Source organism: Roseibacillus persicicus (genome assembly GCF_014651675.1).
Classification (GTDB): domain Bacteria; phylum Verrucomicrobiota; class Verrucomicrobiia; order Verrucomicrobiales; family Akkermansiaceae; genus Roseibacillus; species Roseibacillus persicicus.
Genome location: NZ_BMXI01000006.1, coordinates 229,481 through 256,181, shown reverse-complemented (window position 1 = coordinate 256,181; position 26,701 = coordinate 229,481). Strand labels below are relative to the sequence as shown.

Sequence of the window (26,701 nt, the reverse complement as noted above, 5' to 3'; positions counted from 1 at the left end):
GGCTTGCCTGGTTCGGGGAATTCCGGCGGGTTCTGTAGGTTTCACATTCTTGGCGAATTCCGGCACCCGGTGTGTGACCGGCATCTTGCGGCACTAGCAAGGAGAGACCCGGAAGAAGGGCGAAACGCCGGAGTGGAGCCACTCCGATGGCGTTTGTCGCTCGACTCATTTTTCTTTGTCCCAAAGAAAATTGAGCCCCGAAGCGGCAGGTGGCACGACTTGTCCCCCAACCCGTTAAGGAAGGCTGGACGACCCGCACTCTTCTCTCTTAGGTATAGGGACACTCATGATAGATCTCTCGAATCATAAGCTCATGGCCGCGAATCGCGGTGAAATCGCCATTCGTATCTTTCGCGCCGCCAACGAGCTCGGCATCCGCACGGTTTCCATCTACGCCGAGGAAGACCGCTTCTCCCGCCACCGCTTCAAAGCAGACGAGGCCTATCAGCTTGATTCATCCAAAGGCCCCGTGGGAGCTTATCTGGACTACGAAGGGATCGTCGCCTTGGCCAAGAGCAAAGGAGTGACCATGATTCACCCCGGCTACGGCTTTCTTTCCGAAAATCCCGACTTTGCCAAAGCCTGCGCCCGTGAAGGCATCATCTTTATTGGACCTAACAGCGACCTGTTAGGCTCGATGGGCGACAAGACCGCCGCGCGCGCTCAGGCGATCGCGGCCCAGGTTCCCGTCCTCCCGGGTACCGAGGACGCCATCTCCGATCCCGACCAAGCCATCACCACCGCACAGGAAATCGGCTTTCCCCTCATCATCAAGGCTGCCTTCGGAGGCGGTGGTCGCGGCATGCGCATCGTGGAAAAGCCTTCCGAATTACAGGCTCGTCTCGCAGAGGCTCAGGACGAGGCCCAGAACGCTTTCGGCAATCCCGCCGTCTTCCTCGAGCGCTACATCAAGCGTGCCAAACACATCGAAGTGCAGATTCTCGGCGACCAAAAGGGTAACGTGGTCCATCTGCATGAACGGGATTGTTCGGTGCAGCGTCGCTATCAGAAGGTGGTCGAAATCGCGCCCTCCATCGATCTCCCCGGCGAGCTTCGCAAAGACCTTTGCGAATCGGCTGCCAATCTCGCCAAGTCCATCGGCTACGACAACGCCGGCACCGTGGAATATCTCTACGACATGGATAGCAAGGAGTGGTTCTTCATCGAGATGAACCCCCGCATCCAGGTCGAGCACACCGTGACCGAATGCGTGACCGGCATCGACCTCGTGCAATCGCAGATCCTCGTCTCACTCGGTTACGAGCTCCACGGCCCCGAGATCTCTATCCCCGCCCAAGACGAGATCCCCTGCAACGGCTACGCCATCCAGTGCCGCATCACCACCGAGGATCCCGAGAAGAACTTTGCCCCCGACTATGGCCGAATCGTCAACTACCGCTCGGCAGCCGGCTTCGGGATCCGCCTCGACGCGGGCTCGGGCGACGCGGGTTCGGTCATCACTCCATTCTATGACTCCATGCTGGTCAAACTGACCGCAACCGCCCGCACCTTCGAGGGCGCCTGCCGCCGCATGGATCGGGCGCTGCGCGAGTTCCGGATTCGTGGCGTGAAGACCAACATCCCTTTCTTGGAAAACATCATCAATGACTCCCTCTTCCTCAGCGGGGACGCGCACACCAAGCTCATTGATGAAAAGCCCAGCCTCTTCCAGTTCTCCCCCCGTCGCGACCGCGCCACCAAATTGCTGAACTACCTCTCCGACATCACCATCAATGGCAACCCCGGTGCAAAGAACTGGCGACCAGCCAAGCCCTTTGCCACCCCCCGGGTCCCCTCAAGGAGCATAGGCGTCTCGCCTGTGCATCAAACCACAGAAGATTCTTCCAAGATATCTACCCATCTTGGATCCCGCGACATCCTGTTAGAAAAAGGCCCTGTCGAATTCGCCAACTGGATCAAAAACGAAAAACGCCTTCTCATCACCGACACCACCATGCGGGACGCCCATCAGTCCCTCATCGCCACCCGCATGCGCACCCACGACATGCTCGCCATCGCGGAAGCGGTTTCTAACAGAACTCCCAACCTCTTCTCGCTGGAGATGTGGGGCGGCGCCACCTTCGACACCGCTATGCGCTTCCTGAAAGAAGACCCTTGGGAGCGCCTGCGCGAGCTGCGCGAACGGGTCCCTAATATCTGCTTCCAGATGCTTTTCCGCGGTTCCAACGCCGTTGGCTACTCCAACTACCCCGACAACGTGGTGGCTGGATTCGTCAAGCATGCTGCCGACTCGGGCATGGACATCTTCCGCATCTTTGACTCCCTCAACTACCTCCCCAACATGAAGGTGGCGATGGAAGCAGCCGCCGAGCATGGCACCGCCGTTTGCGAAGCTGCAGTCTGCTACACCGGCGATATCACCAACCCCGACCGCGCCAAGTATTCGCTGAAATACTATGTCGATAAGGCAAAGGAGCTGGAGAAAATGGGCGCTCATATTCTTTGCATCAAGGACATGGCCGGCCTCTGCCACCCTGCAGCCGCCAACAAACTTTTCTCCACCCTCAAGCAAGAGATCGGCATCCCCATCCACTTCCACACCCACGACACCTCGGGACTGAATGCGTCTTCCATCATGGCTGCATCGGATGCGGGCGCGGACATTGCGGACATGGCCTTGGCCTCGATGTCTGGTTCCACTTCCCAGCCCAACCTCAACTCCGTCTGCGCGGCGATGAAGGGTCAGGAACGCGACCCCAAGCTCGATATCCAAGCCCTCAACGAGTTCTCCGACTATTGGGAAGAGGTGCTCGCCCGTTACGAGCCCTTCTATTCAGCCCCCCGCAGCGGCACCGCCGAGGTTTACCTCCACGAGATGCCCGGAGGCCAATACACTAACCTCAAGGAGCAAGCCAACGCCATGGGTCTCGGCCACCGCTGGCAGGAGATCGCGCACACCTACGCGGACGTCAACCAAGTCTTCGGCGACATCATCAAGGTCACCCCCAGCAGCAAGGTGGTCGGAGACCTCACCATGTTGCTCGTTACCCAAGACCTGAAGGCCAAAGACCTGCTCACCAACACTGCCAAGATCGACTTCCCCGAGAGTGTGATCGATATGCTCATGGGTGGACTCGGTCAACCCGACGGCGGCTGGCCCAAGGACATCCAGAAGGCCGTCCTCGGTGATAAAGTCCCCTACACTGTTCGCCCCGGCGAACTCGCCGCCCCCATCGATCTCGAGGAAACCCGCGCCGAGCTTTCCAAGACCCTCGGACACGAGGCCAGCGACGACGAGCTCTACTCGCACCTGATGTATCCCCAAGTCTTTGCCGACTATGTGACGTCCCTCAATGAGTTCGATCGCCTCACCGTTCTTCCCACCCCCGCCTTCTTCTACGGCATGGGCATTGGCGAAGAAATCCACGTCGACATCGCCAAGGGCAAAACCCTCTTCATCAAGCTCCTTTCCATCGGCGAACCCGACGACGAAGGCCGCCGCACCGTCTTCTACGAACTCAACGGCATGCCCCGCGAGACCACCGTCGTCGACAAGGCCCTCGGCAAGGAGTCGGTCAGCAACCGCAAAGCCGACCCCGCTGACAGCAACCACGTCGCCGCCCCTCTCCCCGGGATGGTCAGCGAAGTCTCGGTCAAAGCCGGCGACCAAGTCGCCGAAGGAGACAAACTCGTCGTCCTCGAAGCCATGAAGATGCTCACCACCGTCTCCGCCCCCAAGGCCGGCACCGTCAAAGAGGTCCTCATCACCAAAGGCAAACAGGCGGATACGGGGGATTTGTTGGTTGTGTTAGAATAAGTCACTCTTGAAAACCATCACCTCCATCCTCGGCCGATCAGCCGGTGGCGTTTCCATTCGGCCCTTCATCGGAAGGAGCGAGGGAGGTGAGAAGTTTTTCCTCAAACCCTGCGGCTCCCTTGCTGATAGTCTCATTGCAGAATTTATCGGCAGTTCCCTTGCCCAAGCCGTTGGGCTTCCTGTCGCTGACTTCGAGATTGTTATGATCCCGGCAAAACTGGCTAGGTTTTCCCTCAAACCCGACTTCTCTGAACTTTCAGCCGGACCTGCCTTTGCCTCTCGAGCGCTTGGAGACGACTACATCGATCTCACTCCCGACCAGTTGACGTTTCTTGATGAACAACAACTCGCAGAACTCTACCTCTTCGACTTTTGGATCAGGAATAGTGACCGTATTCTCGGCAAACAATCCGGTAACCCCAACGCCCTCTGTTCGATCGTCACGAAGGAACTGGCCATTATCGACCACGACAATGCGTTCTCACCAGATTTTTCGCCCCGTGAACACCAATCCATCCACTTTGCGACCGCACAAAAGAAAGTCTGGGCAGACAGAGACAAACAGGAGCAATGGCTTGAGAAAGTCCACCCTCTCATTTCGGAACAACTTCCAGTTTATTGGAGTCAACTCCCCAAAGAATGGCTATTTGACCATTTTGAAGACAGCCGAACCTCTTTGAATATTAAGAATCTTCAAGAGCAACTGAGCTTGCCCTTGCTCGACAAGGACGCATTTTGGGCCCATTGTTTTGGGACTTGAGTGAACAAGTCTACAATTGCGGAACCATCGAAATCTCAACCGCGCGCCACACCGGCCGTCAAACGACGGTGGGGGTTTTCGCCGTCAATGCCGAGAATCATGACTTCCACTTTCATCTCCGAAAGATTTCGAGAGCTGAACTCTCTGAACTTGATGACGCGACTTTCAATTCACTGAGTGCCACTCTTTCCAATTGGATGGCCAATCTCAAAAAAGAATCCAACACCCCCATTGAAACTCTTGCCTCTCCTCGAGGAGGTTTAATCCAATTTACACCCCGTGGTTCTTTTCTCGTTTCTACTCAGAATCCCACCTGGTTTGCTGACATCGTCGCCGAATACCTAGGTCGCTCTCACGCTCTATCCCAAGAAGCCACTTCGAGATAGGCCTTCGTTCTTGAGTTCTTTCATTGTGATTTGCGGACGAGTCCGGCTGCTCAACTGAAACCAAACGCCGAATCAATAAAGCTTGGTGCCTTCGTAGGAGAGGAGTTCCTCGGCGGTGGGGGTGGGGATGTTCACGCCGTCTTCGGGGACTTCCAATCCGAGGGTCCAAAAGACGCTGTTGGCGAAGCTCTGAAAGAAATGGGGATTGGCCCAAGTACGATAAAAGTGCGCTGAAGTCATTGCCACGGAGCGTCCTCCGTTCTCTCTTTCGAAAGACCAATACACGGCCTGGTGACGCCAGTTCTTTTTCTCTTTGTCTTTTATATCACCACGATAGCTCGGGGCGTTGGCGCTGTGCAGGAAGGTCACTTGATCCGAGCCCGGATTCCGGCCATCAGGAACGGTGAAGAAGTTGAAGTAATACTCATCCTTAAGAGTGAAGCGCTCGGGCAGTCCATTGGAGATGGGATGGCTTTTGTCGACTTCCAGATCCAACTTGGGAAACTTCCAAGTGAAGCTGCTGGCAGGGTCGTTCCCCTTGTTGACCCAGTAGTAAACCGCTCCAATCCAGTCCATCATCATGCGGGCGTTTTCGCGATGAAGCTGCCCCATGCCTCCGGAGGGAGCATCGGTCGCCCAATGGATCACGATGAGCCCCGTCTTGTTTTTTTTCAGAACGCCATCGAGATGTTTCATGTGTTTGGTGGGATCCGCCTTGTTCCCCAAGACATGCTTGGCTCCCCCATCACTCGAAATAATAATCAAGTCCGCATTCTCCACCAAGGAAAGGTCCTCGGGATAATTGAAAGTGGTCTGAACCTCAAGGGATTCCGCGTATTGCGACGCCTCGAGCTTGTCCTTAATGAGCAGCCCCACTTCGTCATTGTTGTGCGAGTCGCCTCCATGAGTCGAAGCCCCGCGAATAATCAGCACCTTCTTTTTCTCCCTCGGTAACTCACTGTCTTTCCCATGGCTTCGAAGTCCTGTGAACAGGGTGCCGACGATGCAGGTCAACAGGACTAGGAGTGAAATTGAGTTGGGTGAAGGCTTCATGCTTTGATGAACACCGTTTCTGCCGGAATTCTTCCAAGAAAATTCACTGAATGACGAATCGCCTGATAAAATGAGGGATGCCCGCCCTTAAATTGTGGCCGTAGCCAACGCTGACTGTTGAAATGACTAGAGAGAGTTCGCTAGCACGTATCAAGACCAGCATCCTCACCTTCATTCCTCTGAACATGAGATCCATCTTTAGCTCAGGCTTCTTTGCCGTCCTCCTTACCCTCCCCTTGATGGGAGACCCCCAATCTGATGAGCCCGATATCGTTCGCGCCGAGCCATTTGTGCATCCCGGGCTCCTCCACAGTCAGGAAGATCTCGCTTTCACCCGTTCCAAGCTGACGGAACAAAGTGAGCCTTGGCAGACAGCTTGGACAGCCTTGTGCCAGTCCGAACAGTCCTCATTGGACTATACTCCCAGACCACGTGCCCACGTGATTCGCGGAGCCCGAAACAACCCGGATCAAGGAAGCTCGGATTTCACACAAGACGGCGGAGCGGCTTACAACCACGCCCTGCAATGGGCTCTCTCAGGTAAGAAGGCTCATGCGGAAAAAGCGATGGAAATCCTCAACGCTTGGTCCTTCACTCTCGAATCAATTGGCGGACATGATGCCAAGCTCTTGGTCGGAATGGACGGCGTCATCTACTGCAACGCCGCCGAATTGATTCGCCATAGCGATGCCGATTGGCCCGCGGAAGAACAAGCGCGCTTCGAGCGCATGCTGCGGGAGATTTTCTATCCCCTTATCAAAGACTTCTACCCCTCCGCGAATGGCAACTGGGATGCGGCCATGATTCAGACCATGCTCGCGATGGGAGTATTTCTCGATGACCGCCCCATGTTCGAACGGGCTCTCCACTACTTTCGCGCCGGAGAAGGCAATGGAGCGGTGAACAACTACCTCAACGAATTCGGCCAGTGCCAGGAAAGCGGCCGCGACCAACTCCATGTTCAGATGGGCTTGGGGTTCTTAGGAGTGGCCTGCGAAATCGCTTGGAAGCAAGGGGTCGATCTCTACGGCTTTTCTAACAATCGGCTGGCAACAGGTTTTGAATACACCGCCAAATACAACCTCGGAGAAGAAGTCCCCTTCAAACGGTTCCGAAGTTATCAGGGGCGCTACGACTACTCTGAAATTTCAGACCGGGGACGCGGACGCTTTCGTCCCATCTACGAACGGATTGTCCACCACTATACGAAGCGACGAGACCTCGAACTCCCCTGGAGCGTAAAAGTGGCAGAACAACAACGTCCCGAGGGCGCCCACGAACAACATGCTTCTTGGGGCACTCTTACCTCCTTTGGGGTTCCCCTCACTGACGAGGTCACCCCTTAGGCCGGGCTCGACAAGGCTCGTCTCCCTCATTCTCGCTGCTCGCCCAGACTCGGTCGGAAGCCTCTTACTGACGCGACGGTTCCAACAGTTCGTCCTTCCTCAGGAATTACACGGTAGGGAGTGACAACGGCCTAAAGACTGCTTTTGGAGGAGTGGTGTTCGACACTGATATTCATGAATTCAATTGTCTCGAAGGGAGTGCTCGCACTCTGCGCCATTGGAATGCAGGCAGGCTCCTTAGCGGCCGAAATCGAAGAGTCTCCCTTACCTCAAAAGTTCTCCGATCTCGAAAGACTCAACCAAGAGCTCATCGCGGTTACCCAAACTTGTGCTGATGCCACGGTGGGGCTCGTCGGTGGGGGCGCAGGCAGCGGAGTGATTGTGAGTGAAGACGGCCTCGTTCTCACCGCAGCCCATGTCGTCAACGCCATGCCAGGAGAGCTCACCGTCATTCTGCCCGATGGCACCCGCCTTCCAGCAGAAGTCCTCGGTGGAGAATACACACGTGATGCCGCGATGGTGCGCATCACAAAGAAAGGCGAGTATCCTCATGTCGATTTGGCAGAAAGCGACGACTACTCCTTTAACCAATGGTGCCTTGCGCTCGGTCACCCTGGCGGATTCGACGTCAAGCGAACTCCCCCCGTGCGATTGGGCCGCATCCTTTCCGTAGGCGACTTTATCGAGACCGACTGCGCGGTGGTGAGCGGTGATTCCGGTGGCCCCCTTTTCAACATTAAAGGGCAACTCATCGGCATCAACGCCAACATCGGAGCGAGCTTGATCGACAACAGCCATGTCCCGATTTCGGTCTTTCATGACCATTGGGAGGAAATGCTGGCGGGCAAAAAGATTGGAGAACGCCCATCCTCGCGTCGCGACCGTCCGGCCGTGAGCTTTCGCGTGCTCACGGAGGAAGACCTGGTCAAGATTGAGTCCGTGGCACCGGGTTCACCAGCAGCCAAAGCGGGCGTCCGAAAGGGCGACGTTGTCACCGCCTTTGACGGCGAGAAAGTCACTTCGCAAGAAAAGTTGTTAGAGCTCATGCGCGGATTGGGCATCGGTGAAAAGTTTGTTCTCACCGTGGATCGCAATGGCGAATCCAAGGACCTCAATGTCCGAACCGTCAGTCTCAATCGGTTCCTCAAGCAAAGAGACGCAGAGGCCACCAAGCAACCGAACAACCCGAAGGAACCCAACAAGAACAAAGAGCAGGAGCAGACTGCGGCCCTTGACCTCTTTCTCGACGACTACATCAATGGCGGGGCGGGAAAAAAGCAGCTCAAGCTGACCGAAGAACAATTGAAGAAGTTTGGAGGAATGGACCGGGTTCTCGCGCGTATCGCCGAGCGCACCGGATCCAATGCCCGCGTGCGCGCACCACAGGAAGACACCACGCCCGGACCACCCTCCGCACTCGAGCTCTTTGAGGAAACCATGCGCACCGGCAAGGTCCTCGAACTGAGCCCTGCTCAATTGGGAGAACTGGGCGGGAACAAAGGTCTGGCCCGGCGGGTGCGCGAACGCATGGCTAAATTGAGCAAAGAAGAGAGAGCCCTCGTGGGCGAGAAAGGCCCGCGCATCCGTCTCGTCGATCCCTTCTACTACGCCCTCATCGCAACCGTGCGCCCCATCACCGCCCAAGCACATCCTAGTGTGGCGGAAATCCTAGTCGACGACTCCCCTGTCTCGTTGGCAACCGTCATCACCTCCGATGGGTGGCTTCTCACCAGTGACGAGAACATCACAAAGAACGAGTTCACCGTGAGAATCGCCGGAAAGAGCTACCCCGGAAAACGGATGGAAAGCTTCCCCGACCGCAATCTCGCGCTCCTTCGGGTCCAAGCCAACGATCTGTCCCCCATCGTATGGAGTCCGACCGCCTCTTTCGATCTGGGACAACTTCTTTTCACCCCATCTCACACTGGGGAGCCGATGGGCATCGGAGTTGTCAGCGTCCTCCCCCGCCCCCTCAAGGGCATGGGACTTCTTGGCCTGCGTTCGGGTCTCATCGATGGCAAGCTCACCGTTGACTCGCTAGTGAAGGAAGGGGCTGCCGAAAAGGGAGGAATCCTTCCCGGGGATCATCTCCTCACTCTCAACGGGAAACCTGCGGGCGATCCCCGCAACTTTGCGCGCAGAATCCAGGGCTTTTCGGGAGGCGACGAAATCACAATCGAACTCGAGCGCGAGGGAGTGAAGAAGACTCTTCAATTCCCCCTCGGCTCGCGTCCCGCCGGGTCCCACAGCGCCGCCTTTATCAAGATGAATGAGATGTCGGGCCCGCTCTCGAAAAAGGTTTCTGGCTATCCTCTGGTGCTGCAACACGACATGCCTCTCTCTCCCGAACAATGCGGTGGACCTATCCTGAACCTGCAGGGACAATGTCTCGGCATCAACGTGGCTCGCGCCGGCCGGGTGAAGACTTACGCCCTTCCGCTAGAGGAGCTCGCTCCGTTCTTGCAGAAAGTCGCTCCCACAAAGAAGGACGACCTCGATGAAGATGATATCCAAGCGGTGCGCGACCTCATCGATGAGGTGCAGGAAAATCTGAGCGATCTTCAGGAACGCCTTGAGCTCCTCGAAGCCCGCTGAATCAAGCCACGCCACTCTTGGGAAACCAGCTCTCTAACAGGGCAACAGCCTCCAAAGCCGGAAAAAGCGATTAGGTTAAAAAACTATCACTTTTGGCACTAATATTGCTCACTCCTCAGTTGGCCACCTTGACACTTTAACCCGTCATCCAACCATCGTGAATAAGCATTCCACACCTCATTGGCGCTCTCCTTCTATCAATCAATCGGCGGGGCGACAGCGGAGGCAGTCCTTCTTCCTCTGGATCAGGGACCGGGCAATTAAGGAGTTTCATCAACGGGGTGGATTGGCTCTTTCGACTGCGGCAGTGATGATTCCAGCGGCAGGTCAAGCCGCGAACTTCACCGTCGATACTTTATCCGACGTCGATGCCGATGGCGCAACTCTTCGCGAAGCGATCCTACTAGCCAACGCGACGACCGAGGCCGACACCATCACCTTCGCACCCGAACTGGTCGGGACCTTAACCCTGACGCAGGGAGAAATCATCATTAGCGAAAACCTCGCCATCAATGGACCCGAAGAACGGATTACGATCTCAGGAGACAACCAGACACGTCATTTCTACATCCCCCTTTCCACCGTCTCGCTGTCCAACTTGAACTTGATAGATGGCGATAGCATCAAGGGAGGAGCCCTTGAGGTCGAACAGTCGATTCTGACCCTGACCAACTGTGATATTTCTAACAACGTATCCTCTGCCAACGGAGGTGCCATTAACTCCGAACGGTCGGAGTTGACCCTCACCAATTGCTCAATTAGCGACAATTCTGCCAGCGGTCGAGGGGGCGGAATCTTCGCCGATGGCACGAGAAACGATGGTTCCCAACTGATTCTCTCCAACTGCGAAGTCTCAGGAAACACCACGAGCAGCACGCAGAATATTGTCACCAGCGGAGGAGGAATTGCGACTGATAGTTTGGACTTGGTGAGCATCGAGAACAGCCTCCTCTCGGGAAATTCTGCCACCAGCACCACTCGCAATCGGGGAATTGCCGGGGGTCTTCTCAGCAACTCTACAGGAGAGCTTCTGATCGAAAACAGCACCTTCGTCGACAACAGCTCTTCCTTCTTTGGAGGCGCCATTTCCAGTTCCTACAGTGATTTTATTGCGGTTAGCAGTTCAACCATTTCTAACAACGTCAGCAACGCCGGAAGCGGAATCGCGGCCTACAGTTGCACGGAAGCCGTTCTCACCAACTGCACAATCATCGGCAATTCCACGCAAGCTTCCGGAGGAGGCATCTACAGTCGGGGCACGAACAACCTCCATGTGCAAAGCTGTTCGGTAACCGCCAACTCGGCGGCCAACCGGGGCGGAGGAGTTTATGCAGCCTCGACCGGTCTCAATGTCGGCAACTCAATCGTCGCTTTCAACAACGCTTCGACCGGCAGCACCGATCTTTCCCACAATGGCTCCAGAGCCTTGGTGCTCGGTTCGCCCAATCTCTTTAGCTCAGCCATAGGTCTCACCCTCCCCGGCGATCAAATCATCGAAACCGATGCCGCCAACGTCTTCGCGACCACTTCGGAGACCAATGGAATCGTGACCGGAACTTTGGCAGACAATGGTGGTCCCGTATCCACCCTGCTCATTCTGCAAGGAGGCGTCGCCGAGAATGCTGGTGACAATGGCGGTCTCCCGGCCGACAGCCAAGACTTGGATAACGACTCCGACACTTCGGAAGCCCTCCCCATCGATGCCCGTGGCTATCCTCGCGTAGCCGACTCCACGGTCGACCTTGGAGCAGTCGAATTCACCGCCAGCTACGATCTCGCCAGTGGTGACCTGGTTTTGAGTTTCACTGGGATCGCAGCAGATGGCAGCGCCGTCCTCTCCTTCACCAACGATAGAGAAATTGCCGAGGGCGAAGCTTGGGTGGTCAGCCGTTCCACCGATTTGAATGACTTCGTTTCCATCTTCACCTTCGATGGCGCAACCGTGGTGGACGAAGAAGCTGGGAACAGTTCGGACTTTGACCCTGTCGAGAGCATCTATACCATCACCGACACCGCCCCACCCTCTCCGAAGGCCTTCTACAAGCTTGAGATTAAGGATTCCGAATAGCCTCGCAGGACAACCGCTACCTTACATAAGGAGAAAGCAACTCTAACGATTTTTTCATAGGGGAAAGACATTTCCCAGGTGCGCCGAAGGGCAACGAAAGCATCTGGGAAATGTCTTCTTCTTGGGACAAGAGGGAAAATGCTATTTCTGGAGAGAAGGGGCGAACAACTTCTAACCTTGCCCATTGTTTTTGCCCGGACCTTTCCTAAAAAGAGTCGACCGAACTTGGTCACTATCGACACTTTTACACGGTAGGCTATCACCCTTGAGACCCCTCGGCCTTCAGCACGCTCCCTTCTCATGCCCACCAACGGACCCAACTTTCACTTTATCTCGGGCTTGCCTCGCAGCGGCTCCACCTTGACCGCAGCCCTTCTACGTCAAAACCCACGCTTTCACGCAGGCATGTCCAGTCCGGTAGCCGGACTCTTCGAGGGGGTCATTTCGCAAGTCTCGGCTGGCAGCGAAATGTCCAGCATGGTGGACGAGGAGCAACGGGGGCGAATCCTACGGGGGCTCTTCGAGAGCTACTATGCGGATCGTAGCGAGCCCATCATCTTCGATACCAACCGGGCGTGGACCGCCAAACTTTCCGCGCTCATGAAGCTCTTTCCCGAGGCCAAACTCATTTGTCTCGTGCGCGACGTTGCCTGGATCATGGACTCCATGGAGCGGCAGTTTCACCGCAATGCGTTTGAGAACACCCGCATCTTTGCCCACCCCAATCAACGCGCCACAGTCTACACCCGCGTGGAATCCTTGGCGGGTCCCAATAGTCTGGTTGGCTTCCCCTACCAAGCGCTGCGCGAAGCCTGTTACTCCGAGTTCGCCGACCGCCTCATCATTGTTGAATACGACATGCTCACCCAGAGACCCAATGACGTTTTCAAACTCATTTACGAGTTTCTTGGCGAAGAGCCCTATCAACATGACTTCGAGTCGGTGAGCTACGACGCCCCGGAGTTCGACGCCCAACTCGGTCTCGATGGTCTCCACCGGGTGCACAAAGAGGTTGCCCCGCGCCCGCGTCCGACCATTCTCCCTCCCGACCTTTTTCAAAAGTACGCGCAACTCTCGTTCTGGCGCGAGCTCACTGATTCCAAAGCCTTCCGCATCACCTCGAAGGCAGTGCAGAGCGAACCGCAACAACACACGCTCCCCACAAGCTAGCTTAAGAAAGCCTTCTAACAGCGCGGCCCAGCTTGACTCCAGTCCACCCCGCTCATCTCGGCGAGCGCCAACTGGAGAGCTTGCGTCCCCTTGCGACCGTGCCCCATCTCCTGGAGCTTGAGGTAAAGTTCACTGGCCAGTTGCAAGCCCGGCAGTTTGATCTCCATCCGTTCCGCCTCGGCCAGGGCAATGCCCATGTCTTTGATAAAGTGTTCGACGTAGAAACCAGGCTCGAAATTCTGAGCGATGATACGAGGGCCAAGGTTCGAAAGAGCCCAGCTTCCAGCCGCCCCGGAAGAGACCGACTGCAACACCGTCTCCAGATCCAATCCCGCACGAGAGGCATAGAGCAAGGCTTCGCAAACTCCAACCATGCCAGCAGCGACGAGGGTCTGGTTCACCATCTTGGTGTGCTGGCCCGCACCGGGTTCACCCTGATGCACAATCGTTTTTCCCATTGCATCCCAGCACGGTTGCAGAGTTTCAACCACGGTCTTCTCCCCGCCAATCATGATAGAAAGAGTTCCGTTCCGGGCCCCCACATCTCCCCCAGAAACCGGGGCGTCGAGACTCGCCACCTCTTTCTCCCGAGCCCGCTCGAAAATCTCTTTTGCCAAGGTTGGCTCGCTGGTGGTCATATCCACAATCACCAATCCCGCCTTCGCGCCGGACAAAACTCCATCTTCCCCCAAGATCACCTCCCGCACATCGGAAGGGAACCCCACCATGGTAAAGATCACCTCAGACCGCCGCGCCACCTCCGCCGGAGAGTCCACCCACTCCGCGCCCATCTCTAACAACTCGGCCGCCTTCTCCCTCGTGCGCGAAAAAACCGTCAACTCAAACCCCGCCTCCATGAGATGCCGAGCCATGCTCCGCCCCATCACTCCTGTCCCAATCCAGCCCAAACGCGTCTTCCCCGGTGCCACTGCTTTCCTATCGCTCATGGCCGAATCTTCCCGCTCCCCCTCCTTCAGTCAACCCTCTTTGAGCACCTGCCTAGGGAGCTAATTCCTCGACGCGAAAAAAGCGCGACTCCTCAGGAGCTGGGCCAAAGTGGCTCATCAAGGAGCCATCTCCACTCAAGGTGGCTTCGACCGTCGGAAAGCTCAGTAGATCGTTGCTGGAGGTGATCTGATAGCTGCGCCCCAAGGTGGTGTTCCAAGAGATTTGGTAGCCCCGCTCTTGCGATGCGCTCAGAATATTTTCCGTGCCGGGGAGGCTGTCGGTGAGGAGCTCGACGTCGTCGATGAGAGTCACCCAATGAAAATTGTTTCCGGCACCGAGCGCTTGAATCCAAGAGACCTCCGCAAACGCAGTTCCCGCCGGAGTCGTAAAGCGACTCGTGACTTCGGTCCAGGACGAGTCGATGGAGGCAAAAGATTCGTAACCTGAATCGCCAACAAAACCCGAATCAGCATTGTAAAACCGGACATTCAACTGCGGGTTCGCTCCGCCCGTCTTCACCACATGCGCTGCGTAGAACGTGAGGTCGTAGACGGTATTGGCATCCACCGGAATGAGAGCACTGCGAACATCCGAGGAAGGAGCGACCACTGGCCCCGAAGAAGGGGTGGAGCTTTCGACAACCAACATCCGGTCACCCGTCCTCGGAGTGAACGCGTCGTACACTGCTTCCACAGTCATCGATGAGGAGCCGTTGCTCGGGTCAAGATCCTCACTAGAAGCAATGCGCCAATCTACGGCCCCGGGGCTCGGGTATTGGGCTGGTTCGATGGATTCGAAACTGGGGTTGAGCACGCCATTCCCGGAGGAACTCGCCGTGGTCTCCACCACCTGATAGAAAGCGGAAAGTGAAGGACTGAAGGAGTCTGAGAGCTCAACTCCCTCGATTGCCTCTCCCACATTCGACCAACTGGTCCCGTCTTCCGAAGCCTGCAATTGATAGCTGCTGGTAGAGTTTTCCGGAACCCAGCTCACGACCGTTCCCATTTCCAAACTTGGGTCCAAAGGCTCGACGACAATCTCGTCGAGACTCAGATCGTCGAAATACATCGATCCACCGTCGTAGCCCTCGTCCTGACGATAGACGACTTGAAAGCGAACCTTTGTCGTTCCCTCTGGAGCAGTCAATTCGGAAGCCGTTTCGGTCACTTCGAAGGTATTTGGGTCCAAGGTCTTGTTCACCTCCAATTCCATCCAAGCTCCCGGAGTGACGTTGGAAGAAGTCTGGATCTCCGAACGATGGAGACTGAGAACCGCATCCGAATCGTCGCGGAAGCTCACCTCCAGCCAAGCGGTATTGGTCCCACTCATCAGATCCTGCGGATGGGTTAGGGCAAAACCACGGGCGCTCCAAAGACTATCCGGAGTGGCCGCCACATCCTGATAGATTCCATTAAAATTCTCCGCTCCAATGAAATCGCCGAACACTTTGGCTACATAGGTTCCGGAACGAGTGAGAACATGGTCTCCCCCATTTCCCCCGTTGTAGTAGGTCGAGTTCGTGGACTCAACAAAGGCCCCGGGATCGTTCGCCCCCGCACCATCATAGGGGATCCACGACGATAGGCTGCCCGTCTCAAAGCCCGGATTCGCCAGACGGTTTCCACCCCCGGCCGGAGCATAGACCCGAACGTAATCGACCAGCATTTGCTTGGGAAAAGAGACCGCAGAGCCGACCGGACCACCGAAGTTTCCCCCCACCGCCACGTTGAGCAGGATGAAAAAGTCATGGTTAAAGGCCCAGCTGTTAGGAGCCACATCGGCTGGGGTCGCTGTGTGGTAGTGAATGCCATCGACATACCACCTGATCAGGTTTTCCTCCCACTCGATGGCGTAGGTGTGGTAGTCGCTGGAAACCGGGCCTCCGAATTCGTAAATGCTTTCAAACGAATCCCCTCCCGCGTAACCCGGCCCGTGAATGGTCCCGAAGATTTCATCGGGCAGCCGCCCCACAAATTCCATAATGTCGATCTCACCACACGAAGGCCACCCCACACTCGTGATGTCCGCTCCCAGGGTCCAGAAAGCGGGCCACAGTCCCTGCCCGTCGGGAACCTTGATGCGAGCCTCCATGCGACCGTATTGCCAGGTGTGCTTGTTTTGGGTCAAGAGACGCGCCGAGGTGTAGTTGGCTCCCGAATTGGCGTAGTTGTTCTCTTCCCGAACTTCGATCATCAGCTGGTTGTTCTCGATGCGAGCGTTTTCAGTCCGGTCGGTGTAATACTGCAACTCGGCATTCCCCCATCCGTTCGAACCTCGCCCCAGATTGAAGTTCCACTTGGTCGCGTCGGGGGAAGTTCCATCCGCTTGGGTAAACTCGTCCGCCCACACCAACTCCCAGCCCGGCAGCTCTTGGGCCATTGCGCAAAGACCACTGGCGAGCAGGGCGAAGAGTTGGAGCGAAAGTGCTTTCATATTAAGTCGGTTGGCCCGGCTTTCTCATGAATTTTCATTCAAAAGAGATTTGCTGGCCACACTGCAAGGTAACCACCATGTAAATCAATGCAACCCATTATCATTCTCCTCCCCGGCACCCGGCTGTTGCTCGGACTACTTCCGACCGAAGCGGCGCTCGAGTTCATTGGTCGAGTAGTGCACGAGAGTAGGACGTCCATCGGCCGTGCAATAGGGCAGCTGGCATTCGAAAAGAGCATCTAACAGAGCCTGCGCAGTGTTCAAGCGGGCCTTCTCCCCGCGCGCGCCCTGCTTGGCGAACTTGGCGGCAAAGATTTCAAAGGCCACTGAGCGCCCGCCCTTGGTTCCTTCGCTTTCGATCAATTCATCGACGAGCCGGAGCACCAACTCCTCCACTTCCCCCTCGCCGAGAAAGTCAGGCGCGCTGCGGATCTGCACGGTGTTCCCGCCGAACTCGTCGACGTCCATTCCGGCCTCCGCAAAGTTCTCGCGATTGGCAAAGACAATGGCGGCGTCGCGGGCATCGAGATGCAGCACCACGGGCACCAGTAGGCCCTGCGAAAGCCCTTGGGCGTTTCGACCTAACAAGCGCTCATACACAATTCGCTCGCGGGCATTGCGGGGATCCATCAGCACGAGACCGTCCTTGCCCTCCAAGATGATGAACTTGTCATACAAACAACCCACGAGCCGAAAACTCTCCGCCCCTTCCTGGGGAGCCTTTTCCACCACCAGTTCCTGTTGCTGCGAAACGGTGATCGTCTGGGGAGAAAGCACTGGAGACGCCGAGGACTGAGGCGCTTTGCGCACCAACTCCTGCAACGCTTCCCGCGAAGGCAAAGGTGGCAAATTCGAGGAGCCCTTCCCCGTCAACGGCACAGCCTTGAGAGAAGGTTTGGAGGCGGAACGCTCCTCGCCTTCTTCGCCCACGCCATCGACGCCAACCCACTCCATGGGCGACAGTTCATCAGCTTCCACCGGTGCGTTCGGCTCATCTGCTTGCGTCTCTCCCCGCAATCCAGCCGCCACCGCATCTATCAAAATGGTGCGCACCTCGCTGGGACGATGAAAGCGCACCTCCTTTTTTGCCGGGTGCACATTGACGTCGACCGAACCTCTCGGCAGCTCCAGCCAGAGCCATGCCACCGGTGACATCCCCTTGCCCAATCGGTCGCCATAGGCATCGGCCACCGCTTTCCAGATCACGCGATCATCCACCGGACGACCATTGAGAAACATCGCTTGGCCATTGCGGGTCTTGCGCGCGCCTTCCACCGGCAGCGCGAATCCGGTGACCGAAATGCCCCGGTCCTGCCAATCGACCTCACACATGGTGCGCATGAGCTCGCGGCCATCGAGCTCGCCGATGCGAACCCGTGGGTCCTTGCTCGCGGGAACATCGAAGACCGTGCGGCCATCTTTGCGAAAAACAAAACGCACTCCCGGCGAGGCCAGGGCATGCATGCGAACCTCGTGTTCAACGTGGCCGCCCTCGGTTTGTTCGGTGCGGAGAAATTTGCGCCGGGCGGGAATGTTGAAAAACAGATCCTTAACCTCCACCTCGGTTCCCACCGCGCAACCGGCCTCGCGCACTTCGTCCAGAGTGCCTCCGGTGACCACAACCTCGGTGCCAAAATCAGCCCCCTTTTCCTTGGTCACCAGACGGAAGCGCGAGACGCTGGCGATGCTGGGCACGGCTTCGCCGCGAAAGCCAAGAGTCAGAATACCATCTAGGTCCTCCACCGCCGTGAGCTTGCTCGTGGCATGTCGCTCCAGGCTTTTGACCGCATCCTCGCGCGACATTCCGCAGCCATCGTCCCGCACCTTGATGAGGGCGATGCCGCCTTTGCGAACCTCGACCACGATTTCGCGGGCTCCAGCGTCGAGGGCATTCTCGACCAACTCCTTAACCACGCTGGCGGGGCGCTCAACCACTTCCCCAGCCGCGACTTGGCTGGCGAGAGTTTCGGACATGACCTGGACCTTTCCCATCTGGGCACCAAGCTAGAGGAGAGCGGCGATGACGAAAACGAAATCTGCAAAATTTGCGTAATCTGTGGCAAAAATACGCTGAAGGATTAAGCTTTCCCCATGATTACTCTCACTCCCAAAGCCGCCATCGCGCTGAAAGACCTTTTGCAGAAAAAGAATGCCCCCGCCACGGCCGGATTGCGGCTGGCGATTGAGCGGGGCGGTTGCGCGGGACTGGCCTACACCATGAAAGTGTCCGAGCCGCAGGAAGGCGATTCCGTGGTGGAAGCGGAAGGGACCCGGGTGTTGATTCCCGAAGATTCGAAGGATTTTTTGGCGGGGTCGACCCTGGATTTTTCGGACAGTTTGTCCGATGCGGGTTTTAAGATCACCAATCCCAATGCGGCGCGTTCATGTGGTTGCGGCACCTCGTTTGAGCCTGCGGAAGAGGGGAAGAAGCCAGAGTATGACCCGGCGTTGGATGGAACGGCCTGTAAGTAGATTGGTTTTTGCGGGAAATGAATTGAACCGCAGATTGACGCAGATGACCCCAGATTAATGGAGGTCTGGTCGTTGAGATTTGATTGGGATTAAGAGCGCGAAAGGAGTCATTCGGATGGCGACCAAAATGCGGGGCGCCTCCTGACAACTGACAACTGACAACTGACAACCGCCCCCAACCTCATCCCTTTGCTTTTTCCATTTTTCTCTGCAAAGCAAAAGTCGGCCGCTCTCCTGTAAGCCGGATTCTGTTCCACCGGCCCTTTGCCAGCTTCGATGACCATTTCTCTATGCGACTAATACCCGGGGATCAACGGACGGGTCGCCCTTTCCCCTGTTCTGTCTTGCACCACGTGGGGTTTGCCCTGCCACTTCGGTTACCCTCGGCGCGGTGGGCTCTTACCCCACCATTTCACCCTTACCCAGCAAGCCGGGCGGTATATTTTCTGCGGCACTTTCCGTCCAGTTCCGCTTACGCGAAACCGTCCCTCGTTTTCACAAGGCACGCTACCCTATGGAGTCCGGACTTTCCTCGCCAGCGCCGAAGCACTGCCGCGGCCATCCGGAGAGCGGACGCGCAGTAAGGACTAAATCCAGAAAAGATCGACTATTAAATAACCTGCCATCGCAACCGCGATCCCAATCTTGATGCCCATTCCCATCACGGTGCCAATGGCGGAACCGACTCCGGATCGGGCGGCTTCTTCGATTTCCTTTTTGGCAAAGAACCACTCGAAGGCAAAGGCCCCGATGAGCGGTCCCAATAGCAAACCGAAAGGCGCAAAGAAAAGCCCCACCAATCCACCCAAAATCGCTCCACCTATCCCCCACTTGCTACCGCCAAAGTATTTGCTGCCCACCGCCCCGCTGACGTATTCCATCGTCTGTGATATCGCGAAGAGAACGACGAGAATAGTTATCGTCCACCACCCCAGATTCGAGTCAGCGCCCTTGACCCACCAGTGCGCTCCTGCCGCTACGATGATCAGAATTTGGCCCGGAATGACTGGAAGGAAGGTCCCCACCACCCCGATGAGCATCAGAAGCCAGGTGACAATCCAGATGCCATTTTCCTGTAGCCAATCCATTAGTCGCCTTTCTCGCTTGAGTCGGACTCGTCGTCCCCGTCCGTCTTTTCAGGCTTCGGGGAAGGGTCAGGCTTTTTCGCCTTCTCGGCCTTCTCTTTATTGAGTGCCGCCACCTGCTCTTCGAGTTGCTTCTTCAGCTTCTTCTCCGATACCTTCAATCCCGCGACCACTTCCCGCAAGCTGGCAGCCTTACTCTTTTCGCTGGAGAGCTGGGACTGCAATTCCTTGCGCTCGTTTTTCCAAGATTCCTCAGACTGCGAGGTGTCGGTCAGCTTGTCCTGCGCTTCCTCCAGCTCCCTTGCAATTTGCTCGCGAGATTCTTGAGCTGCTTTCACATCTTGAAGTAGGTCAGAATTCTGAGCTTTCAATTCCTCAGCCTCCTTTTCCAAGGCCTTCAGCTTGGCTTCCAACTTTTCTACCTTGGTCCGAGTTTCATCGAGAGAGTTTTTTGAACTTTTCAGCTTCGCCGCCAACTCCTTTTGACTACTACCCTGTTGTTCTTCGAGTTCGCGATTGGCTTCGGTCAAGCGGGCGGCGTCGTCGGCCAACATCTTGAGTTCATCCTCACAAGCATGGAGGGCGGCCTTCGTCTCAGTGACCTTCTTCTTGAATTGCCCCCACATCCACTGCCCCATCAGCAGTCCGAAAAGAAATGCGAGGGTGACCAGAAGGATGTTCCAAAGAGCGAGCTCGAAGAAAAAGTGTTTAAAAGCGTCCATGTGACTAAAGAATGAGTAGCTCAACTTGCCCGGAAAACCCACTCCCATCCTCCGTCATCTCGAAAGCGACGACCTCCAGTCGGCTGGACGGGACTCCCGCTTGCTTCAGGCTACTCTTGACCTGCTGAGCTCTTCGGGCTGCCAGAGCCTCTCCCCCCGCATCGGGATGAGCACCCAATACGAAACGAACCTTCTGGTCGGTCTCGAGCAAAATCTCTGCCAGTTCCTGAATTTTTCCGCGAGCTGCCGTGGTGGGCTCCGTTGAAACGGGCTCGAAGGAGATGAGGCTATCGGCAAGCGTGCGGCTTAGGCTTCGGAGCGGTTCGCCTTCGAGGGGAGAAAGAGGGGTTCGGGAGTTGAAATGATAGACGGAGGGGAAAACTTCAAAGTTGGATGTTACTGGAGCTCCGGGAACCAAGCTGCTGGCCTCGCTCAGCCACTCCCGGGCTTTTTCCGGGGTCGCTTCCCCCGAGAGCGTGACTCGGCCATCTCGCAAGGAGAAGGTCCGTTCGCCGTCGCCTTCATAGAAAGAATCTATCATCAACCCCCAGCTCACCACGGATTTCCCGAGCATCTGGACCTTGCTGCTGGCCTCCAAACCTCGGGCATCCACTTCCTTTTGCCCTTTCAAAAGCTCATCCACCCAATGTGGGGCGACCAAGCCCGAGGCGTTCAGGCTCAGCCCCTCACGTTTGATTTCAAACCAACCTGGAGAAATCAGCTGATTGGAGACGAGGCGCACACCGCGAATCGCATCCACTTCTTCTCCGATGACACGGGCCTCGGCCTCAGCCGACACCAGTCCCGCGACGGACACATCCAGATAATCGACCGTAACGGAAGGCTCGGCGACCCCATGCTCCGCCAGAACAGCCAAAATGGCTTGCTCGGTCCGTGGGACGGAAGTCTCAAGAAACGTGCGCTCCTGAAACTTCATCACAATGGGTATCAGCAGAAGTGCTGATAGAATGATGAGAATCTTCACCCTCCAAAGGTGACTGCTGGTGCGAGGAAACGGAACCGGAAATCCTGTCCTGACCGACTAGCCATTCTTCTTCGGCCGGTCGTAGATTTCGATGGGCATTACCCGGGGCAACTTCGCACCCTTTTCCGCATAGCAAAACATGATGGTCTTGGCGGTCTCGTCCTTGAAGAAGAGGCTGCTGCTGAACTTGATTTTCTCGTTTTTAGCCCCCGCGTAATACAGAGTCTGCAGAACCTTTCCTTCACTGGGAGGGCTAATGGTTTCCTTTGCGCCCGGCCTGATGACCACGGGTTTGGCCCCTTCCCCGCATTCCACCATGACTGGCACAGAGAGCATGTTGAAGACACATTGCCCACCTCCTCTGACACCCAAAGCATCGAGGTTGACCACCATTCCCCCCAGACCGGAATCTCCTTTGGGTGAGACAATAACGAGAGCTTCGTCATTCCCTTTTGCGACTTTCACCGAAAAAAGTGGCTTTCCATCGGAGGCTCCTTTTTCCCCGTAAAAATCCAAATACAGCTGATCCCGCAAGGTCACCTCCATGGGGTTGGAGACAAAGTTATTGGAAATCTGGAATGTTTCCCCGCCCGGTTGGGTAGCGAGAACCTGACGGCCGCAGCCGAATCCGGCAGCACGGAAACTGATTGTGCGCGCTTCATCTTCGGCCAAAAGAGCGGGAGACATTAAGCTGGCGGCCAAAAATAGTAGTGGGGTGTGAGAGAGCTTCATAATAAGATTTTAAAACACAGATAGCGAATGTCCAAGACTAGACCTCCGATGGCGAAAGCCAACGAAATGATACCACCCGAAGCTTGCGACCAAATTCCTGGTTAATCTTGCTCACCTCGAGATAGTCTTCTTCGGGAAGGTCCGTGGAATCAACCCAGTCGATTTCCCGTTGCACCGTCGCCTCGCACCAAGCCTGCGCCTCGCCATCCGAAGATTCTCCGTAGGCCCGAATGGTGAAGGTATCAGAGCGCACCTGAATCATCGGCCCGAGGGACTGAAGGAGGTCGCCCTGCATAACGTAGGATGGAGTTCCCGCATGACGGGAGACCAAGGCTGCTTCCTCGAATTCGTAATCGGTGCCGCGGATTTCGCTTTTCGAAATCGTATCGGAAGCAAGTTCCGAATTGACTGGAGAACGGTCGAGAGCTGCTTGCAGCGGTCCCTTCACCGCCAGTTCGGGATCAGAGGAATCCAAACGGCGATTGATGAACTCGGCGACCGAGCGGAAAGGCCCGCGCGCCTTTACTTCGGCAACAATCTCTTCAGCCAAGGCATCGAGGTCGCTCTCGGTCACTACGCGATAGCCCAACCATCTTTCATTGGAGCTCGAGTTCGCTTCGTGGCCAGTTCCATTGGCCGCGGAGTAGCGGCTGATGATGTAGTTCTGAGCGCTGCTCTCCTCGGCAGAATTATTGAGGCGGACAGTCCGGCCCGTGAGGAGAGTGGCCTGGCCTTTTTTCAGATTGGATGCCAGGAATGCTTTCCAAGCGGTCTTCGATACAGAGTTCACGTTGAAGCCGCCTTCCATTTCCATATAAGCCGCCACTTTGCGATAGCCGCCTTGTTCTTGGAGTTCTTGGGTCACTTCCTCGGCCTCTTTCTCCCCCAAATCGGCCACCAGACGGGGGTTGGGAAGTTGGGATTTCTGAGAGAAAAAGTCTTCCATCACATTCTCCAGGCTTGAAGAGACCGTATCCATTCCCGCATTCGTCAAAGCGCTACCGTTGTAGTCCGCGATGCCGGAAAAGAAGAAGTCATCCCAAAGCAAGGTGTTGGCCACATAACTGCGGTCCAGATGCTTGGTCGGCTTGAAGTGCTCGGTAGACGGACCTTGCCCATTGGTCGTCTCGTGCCACTTTTTCCCATCGAGGTCGGCGAGCATTCCTGTCCGGCTATCCGCATTGTCCACACGCGAGTCCAACCAAACCGACCAACCGGTCTTGGAGATGTCATCGCTAGGAACATTCGGATTAGCGAAGGAATTACCAATGGCATAGTTCTGCAAACTCAAACCTGACCAGCGGGTCGCATCGATGGGCACCTGGGGCACGTGTTGAAGCTGGGCGATAGACTGCAAAGGAGCCAATGGCACCTCGGTAGCGACAGCCTTGTGCTGTCCGTTGGGGCCGTAGCTGTTGCCCATATAAGGACGAAGTTCGCCATCGACGGTGCCCAGCTGCAACTGGTTCCAAGCCTCGAAAGCCGACTGAACCGGGGTGTAGACGATGGTGTATGGACGGGCATGCGCAGCTGTAGCGAGATTGCCGGCTCCTTGGGTTTCGCTTCCCGATGTCCCCTGCCCCGAGATTCCAGAATAGGGATGATAAGGAATGTTGTGCAGCCAAGTGATATTAGGATTGCGTTCGTCGCTGTCCCCATCGGTGCTCTTCATGCGCAGATCGACCAACATGAACGGCTTCTTCTGACCGCCCACCAGGTCCTGAACGAAGAACTGGGAAAATAGCTCGCCTTGTTCGGAAGCCGGATTTCCTTCGTCGTTGCGCCAGCTGACTTTACCCGACCACTTGGAAGCACGCGGGCGATTACCGCCACCGCCACCCCACTGGGTCCACCACAACGGAGTGGTGCGATACCCTCCGGGAAAGCTCCGCATAATCATGCGCACGTCCAAGGAGGAATAAGTCGCGTAGTAAACGAGACCATTGTAATCCGCACGGGGACCGGAATTGCGGGAGCCTTGTGGGGTGAAGACTTTGGTCGAAATCCCCACCATGTCCTCAGCATTGAGATACATGCCATTGAGCAAAAGCTCACCCGGGAAATTGGAATCGCCCTGATTGTAAGTATCGCCAATGACACCGTTCTTCACGATTCCAGCAGAGAAATCTCCTCCGCGGCCGCTCGGGTCATAGTCGATGTTCGAGACCCGCCGGGCGGTCTCGCCGCGAGCATAGAATTGGCTGGTCTGGCGATAGACATCCTCGGAACCGAAGAACATTTTCGCTTCGCCGGGTTCGAGTTCGAACGGAGTATCGACAGTCATTCCGATCACGTTCCAGCTGGCGTCATTGGATTGATAGCTGTGGTCAATCCACTGGTAGTCCAACTCACCGCCCGAAGCAGTCACCGAGTGCTCCACCGACATCCCCATGTTGCCTACGGAAAAACCGGGGCACTCCATCTTCAGGTTATATGGATTCCAAAGAACCACCGCTGGAAAGGCGTGGAAAGTGAGGATGTACTTGTTACGCTCCTTGTCGAAGTTTTTGAAACGAGGAGTCACAGTATTCAACTTCTCGGCCGACACCCGACCGCGGGAGGCGTCCTGAACTCCAACCGATAGAATGTAGCAAATGCGCTGAACGACAGGTGTCACGAGCTTGCGCTGATGATTCCAACTGGGATAGGGATGCGACAACCCGGGCGTCGGAGAGAAATCGTCCACTGCCTGCAGACTAGCCGCTCCCGCCATCAACTTTTTCTCCTGGGAGTCGCGATCGGTCTTATGGATGGAGTAGTGCTGCCGCAACTGCTTCCAGTTGCCGGTGTCGAACTCATCGTGGGGACTGAGTGAATCTTTTCCATACGGACCCAGCGGAGGATTACCCTCAATGATGCTTCCGGTCCACTCGCCTCCCTCGGGCTCCCCTTCAAAGAAGAGGCTCAAGTCCTTCTTCAATCCGCCCGAAGTCACATTGGTCAGAAGAGAACGAGACCCCAAGGCAAGGTCATGATAATACTCCTCGAGAACATCCTTGGAGATTTGTGACGCCAATGGGGTCGTGCCGATGGTGAAAACCTTGTTGGTGGTCTCCGAGTTCGACTCCCAATCCAGCTCTTCAATGGCATCCAATCCATATACCCCGGGGGTGCCGGAACGAATGAGGTGATCGCCGACCTTAATCTCGGGACGATTGCCCGTCTGGTCACCCGCAGTGGCCCAGTCACGCACACCTAGGGAAACCTTGGAGCCATTCTCGCTCACCCACCACGCGTAGCTTCCCCCTTCTTTCTCTCCATTCTTCTCGATGGGCACTCGACCCGCCTTAACCTGGCGGTCAGGGTCACTTCCAACTGTTCCGTCCGCCACCATAGCAATGGTATTGTTCAAAGAACTTCGGTCGAAGAAGCCTTCTTGCTCCAACGCCTTGTCATCGGAATTGGAAACCAACCAGCGGCGAAAGGCCCCCTGGCTCTCATAGTCAATCTTCTTCCCGAGGCCATCCGCAGACCCTAATTCGCGAGGATCCTCCCTCGCCTCCCACACGCCAGTGTAGTGACGGGAGGTTTCCAGTGAATCATCAAAGATCCCTGCCGGCGCCGTGATGAAGCGATCACGACCGACGGTCTTTTGAAGTTCGCCAATCGCGATCATGAGGCCCAATCTGGCATTCGCTTCGGCCTCCTGACGGGAGCTCCCTGCCTGACTACTCCGAATCGTGGCTGCAGACAGCGTTAAGAGACCGACTGAAATCAAGGAAAGCAACACCAGCATAGTGACTGTTGCGATGAGAGAAAAACCTTGCTGAGACCGTCTAGGTTTATGGCCGCTACGTGAGTTCATAATGGGTTGAAATGGTTTCATGAGCGCATTCGGCTCGTGAGATTACAATGTAACTGCAAGCTAGATACAAAAGTGGACATTTTTTTTTCGGCCTCTTTGAATTCAACACGAAATACCGGATGGTCTGACTGGTTACTGCTTTCCGACGAAACCTTTGCCCTATTTTTCTGGTCAAAATGTTTAAAAAGCTCCGGCCCTTCTCCAAATCGAAGTTCCGCAAGGCATTTTCGGCCAGAAACAAAACGATCTCTTCCGCTCGAGACCACTTTCTCAGCGAAGCTTCCCGCCCCTTCACGATCTCAGGTCAGCCCTACTCCCGAGCCGCCTGCATCTAACATTCCCTTTCTTCGCAATCCTAGAAAT

The 26,701-nt window shown here is 56.1% G+C and carries 16 protein-coding genes and 1 other RNA gene; 7 read left to right on the top strand and 10 right to left on the bottom strand.

Features of this window, described 5'->3' with window-relative positions:
• Window positions 1–286: 286 nt before the first annotated feature.
• Both IE099_RS09055 and IE099_RS09050 read left to right on the top strand, forming a co-directional pair.
• On the top strand, window positions 287–3,778 hold the full coding sequence (locus tag IE099_RS09055; RefSeq protein WP_229809452.1) for a pyruvate carboxylase: 3,492 nt from the start codon (window positions 287–289) through the stop codon (window positions 3,776–3,778).
• A gap of 7 nt (window positions 3,779–3,785) precedes the next feature.
• The gene (locus IE099_RS09050; RefSeq protein ID WP_189569592.1) at window positions 3,786–4,538 is read left to right on the top strand and encodes a HipA family kinase; all 753 of its coding nucleotides are present in this window, start codon (window positions 3,786–3,788) and stop codon (window positions 4,536–4,538) included.
• Window positions 4,539–4,996: 458 nt separating this feature from the next.
• Here IE099_RS09050 and IE099_RS09045 read toward each other — a convergent pair whose 3' ends face one another.
• Window positions 4,997–5,977: a ThuA domain-containing protein gene (locus tag IE099_RS09045; protein ID WP_189569591.1), complete on the bottom strand. Its 981-nt coding sequence runs from the start codon at window positions 5,975–5,977 to the stop codon at window positions 4,997–4,999.
• A gap of 185 nt (window positions 5,978–6,162) precedes the next feature.
• On the opposite strand from IE099_RS09045, the gene IE099_RS09040 reads away from it, so the two are divergent.
• The 4 genes from IE099_RS09040 (at window position 6,163) to IE099_RS09025 (ending at window position 13,156) form a co-directional block, all read left to right on the top strand.
• The gene (locus IE099_RS09040) at window positions 6,163–7,323 is read left to right on the top strand and encodes an alginate lyase family protein (RefSeq protein WP_229809451.1); all 1,161 of its coding nucleotides are present in this window, start codon (window positions 6,163–6,165) and stop codon (window positions 7,321–7,323) included.
• 174 nt (window positions 7,324–7,497) lie between these two features.
• Window positions 7,498–9,918 carry a trypsin-like peptidase domain-containing protein gene (locus IE099_RS09035; RefSeq protein WP_189569590.1) on the top strand — a complete coding sequence of 807 codons (2,421 nt, stop codon included), beginning with the start codon at window positions 7,498–7,500 and terminating at the stop codon, window positions 9,916–9,918.
• A gap of 157 nt (window positions 9,919–10,075) precedes the next feature.
• Window positions 10,076–11,986, top strand: coding sequence for a choice-of-anchor Q domain-containing protein (locus IE099_RS09030; protein WP_189569589.1), 1,911 nt, complete (start codon window positions 10,076–10,078; stop codon window positions 11,984–11,986).
• A 300-nt stretch (window positions 11,987–12,286) separates the two neighbouring features.
• The gene (locus IE099_RS09025; RefSeq protein WP_189569588.1) at window positions 12,287–13,156 is read left to right on the top strand and encodes a sulfotransferase family protein; all 870 of its coding nucleotides are present in this window, start codon (window positions 12,287–12,289) and stop codon (window positions 13,154–13,156) included.
• Window positions 13,157–13,170: 14 nt separating this feature from the next.
• On the opposite strand, the gene IE099_RS09020 is transcribed toward IE099_RS09025, so the two are convergent.
• The 3 genes from IE099_RS09020 to mutL all read right to left on the bottom strand — a co-directional run bounded on the left by IE099_RS09020 (window position 13,171) and on the right by mutL (window position 18,511).
• The gene (locus IE099_RS09020; protein WP_189569587.1) at window positions 13,171–14,103 is read right to left on the bottom strand and encodes an NAD(P)-dependent oxidoreductase; all 933 of its coding nucleotides are present in this window, start codon (window positions 14,101–14,103) and stop codon (window positions 13,171–13,173) included.
• Window positions 14,104–14,155: 52 nt separating this feature from the next.
• On the bottom strand, window positions 14,156–16,537 hold the full coding sequence (locus tag IE099_RS09015) for a family 16 glycosylhydrolase (RefSeq protein WP_189569586.1): 2,382 nt from the start codon (window positions 16,535–16,537) through the stop codon (window positions 14,156–14,158).
• A 135-nt stretch (window positions 16,538–16,672) separates the two neighbouring features.
• Window positions 16,673–18,511 carry a DNA mismatch repair endonuclease MutL gene (gene mutL / locus IE099_RS09010; RefSeq protein ID WP_189569585.1) on the bottom strand — a complete coding sequence of 613 codons (1,839 nt, stop codon included), beginning with the start codon at window positions 18,509–18,511 and terminating at the stop codon, window positions 16,673–16,675.
• A gap of 117 nt (window positions 18,512–18,628) precedes the next feature.
• Here mutL and IE099_RS09005 point away from each other — a divergent pair, with 117 nt between their 5' ends.
• On the top strand, window positions 18,629–19,009 hold the full coding sequence (locus IE099_RS09005) for a HesB/IscA family protein (protein WP_189569584.1): 381 nt from the start codon (window positions 18,629–18,631) through the stop codon (window positions 19,007–19,009).
• Window positions 19,010–19,230: 221 nt separating this feature from the next.
• Here the strand turns inward: IE099_RS09005 and rnpB are convergent.
• The 6 genes from rnpB to IE099_RS08975 form a co-directional block, all read right to left on the bottom strand.
• Window positions 19,231–19,583: RNase P RNA component class A (gene rnpB, locus IE099_RS09000), an RNA gene on the bottom strand.
• 13 nt (window positions 19,584–19,596) lie between these two features.
• Window positions 19,597–20,097 (bottom strand): DUF456 domain-containing protein, encoded by a 501-nt coding sequence (locus tag IE099_RS08995; protein ID WP_189569583.1) that lies wholly within the window; start codon window positions 20,095–20,097, stop codon window positions 19,597–19,599.
• Window positions 20,097–20,816, bottom strand: coding sequence for a hypothetical protein (locus IE099_RS08990; RefSeq protein WP_189569582.1), 720 nt, complete (start codon window positions 20,814–20,816; stop codon window positions 20,097–20,099). The genes IE099_RS08995 and IE099_RS08990 overlap by 1 nt, the downstream gene beginning before the upstream one ends.
• 4 nt (window positions 20,817–20,820) lie before the next feature.
• Complete coding sequence (locus IE099_RS08985) at window positions 20,821–21,753, bottom strand: BON domain-containing protein (protein ID WP_189569581.1); 933 nt, start codon at window positions 21,751–21,753, stop codon at window positions 20,821–20,823.
• A gap of 105 nt (window positions 21,754–21,858) precedes the next feature.
• Complete coding sequence (locus IE099_RS08980; RefSeq protein WP_189569580.1) at window positions 21,859–22,533, bottom strand: hypothetical protein; 675 nt, start codon at window positions 22,531–22,533, stop codon at window positions 21,859–21,861.
• Window positions 22,534–22,570: 37 nt separating this feature from the next.
• Window positions 22,571–26,338, bottom strand: coding sequence for a PilV family protein (locus IE099_RS08975; protein ID WP_189569579.1), 3,768 nt, complete (start codon window positions 26,336–26,338; stop codon window positions 22,571–22,573).
• Between the last annotated feature and the right edge of the window lie 363 nt (window positions 26,339–26,701).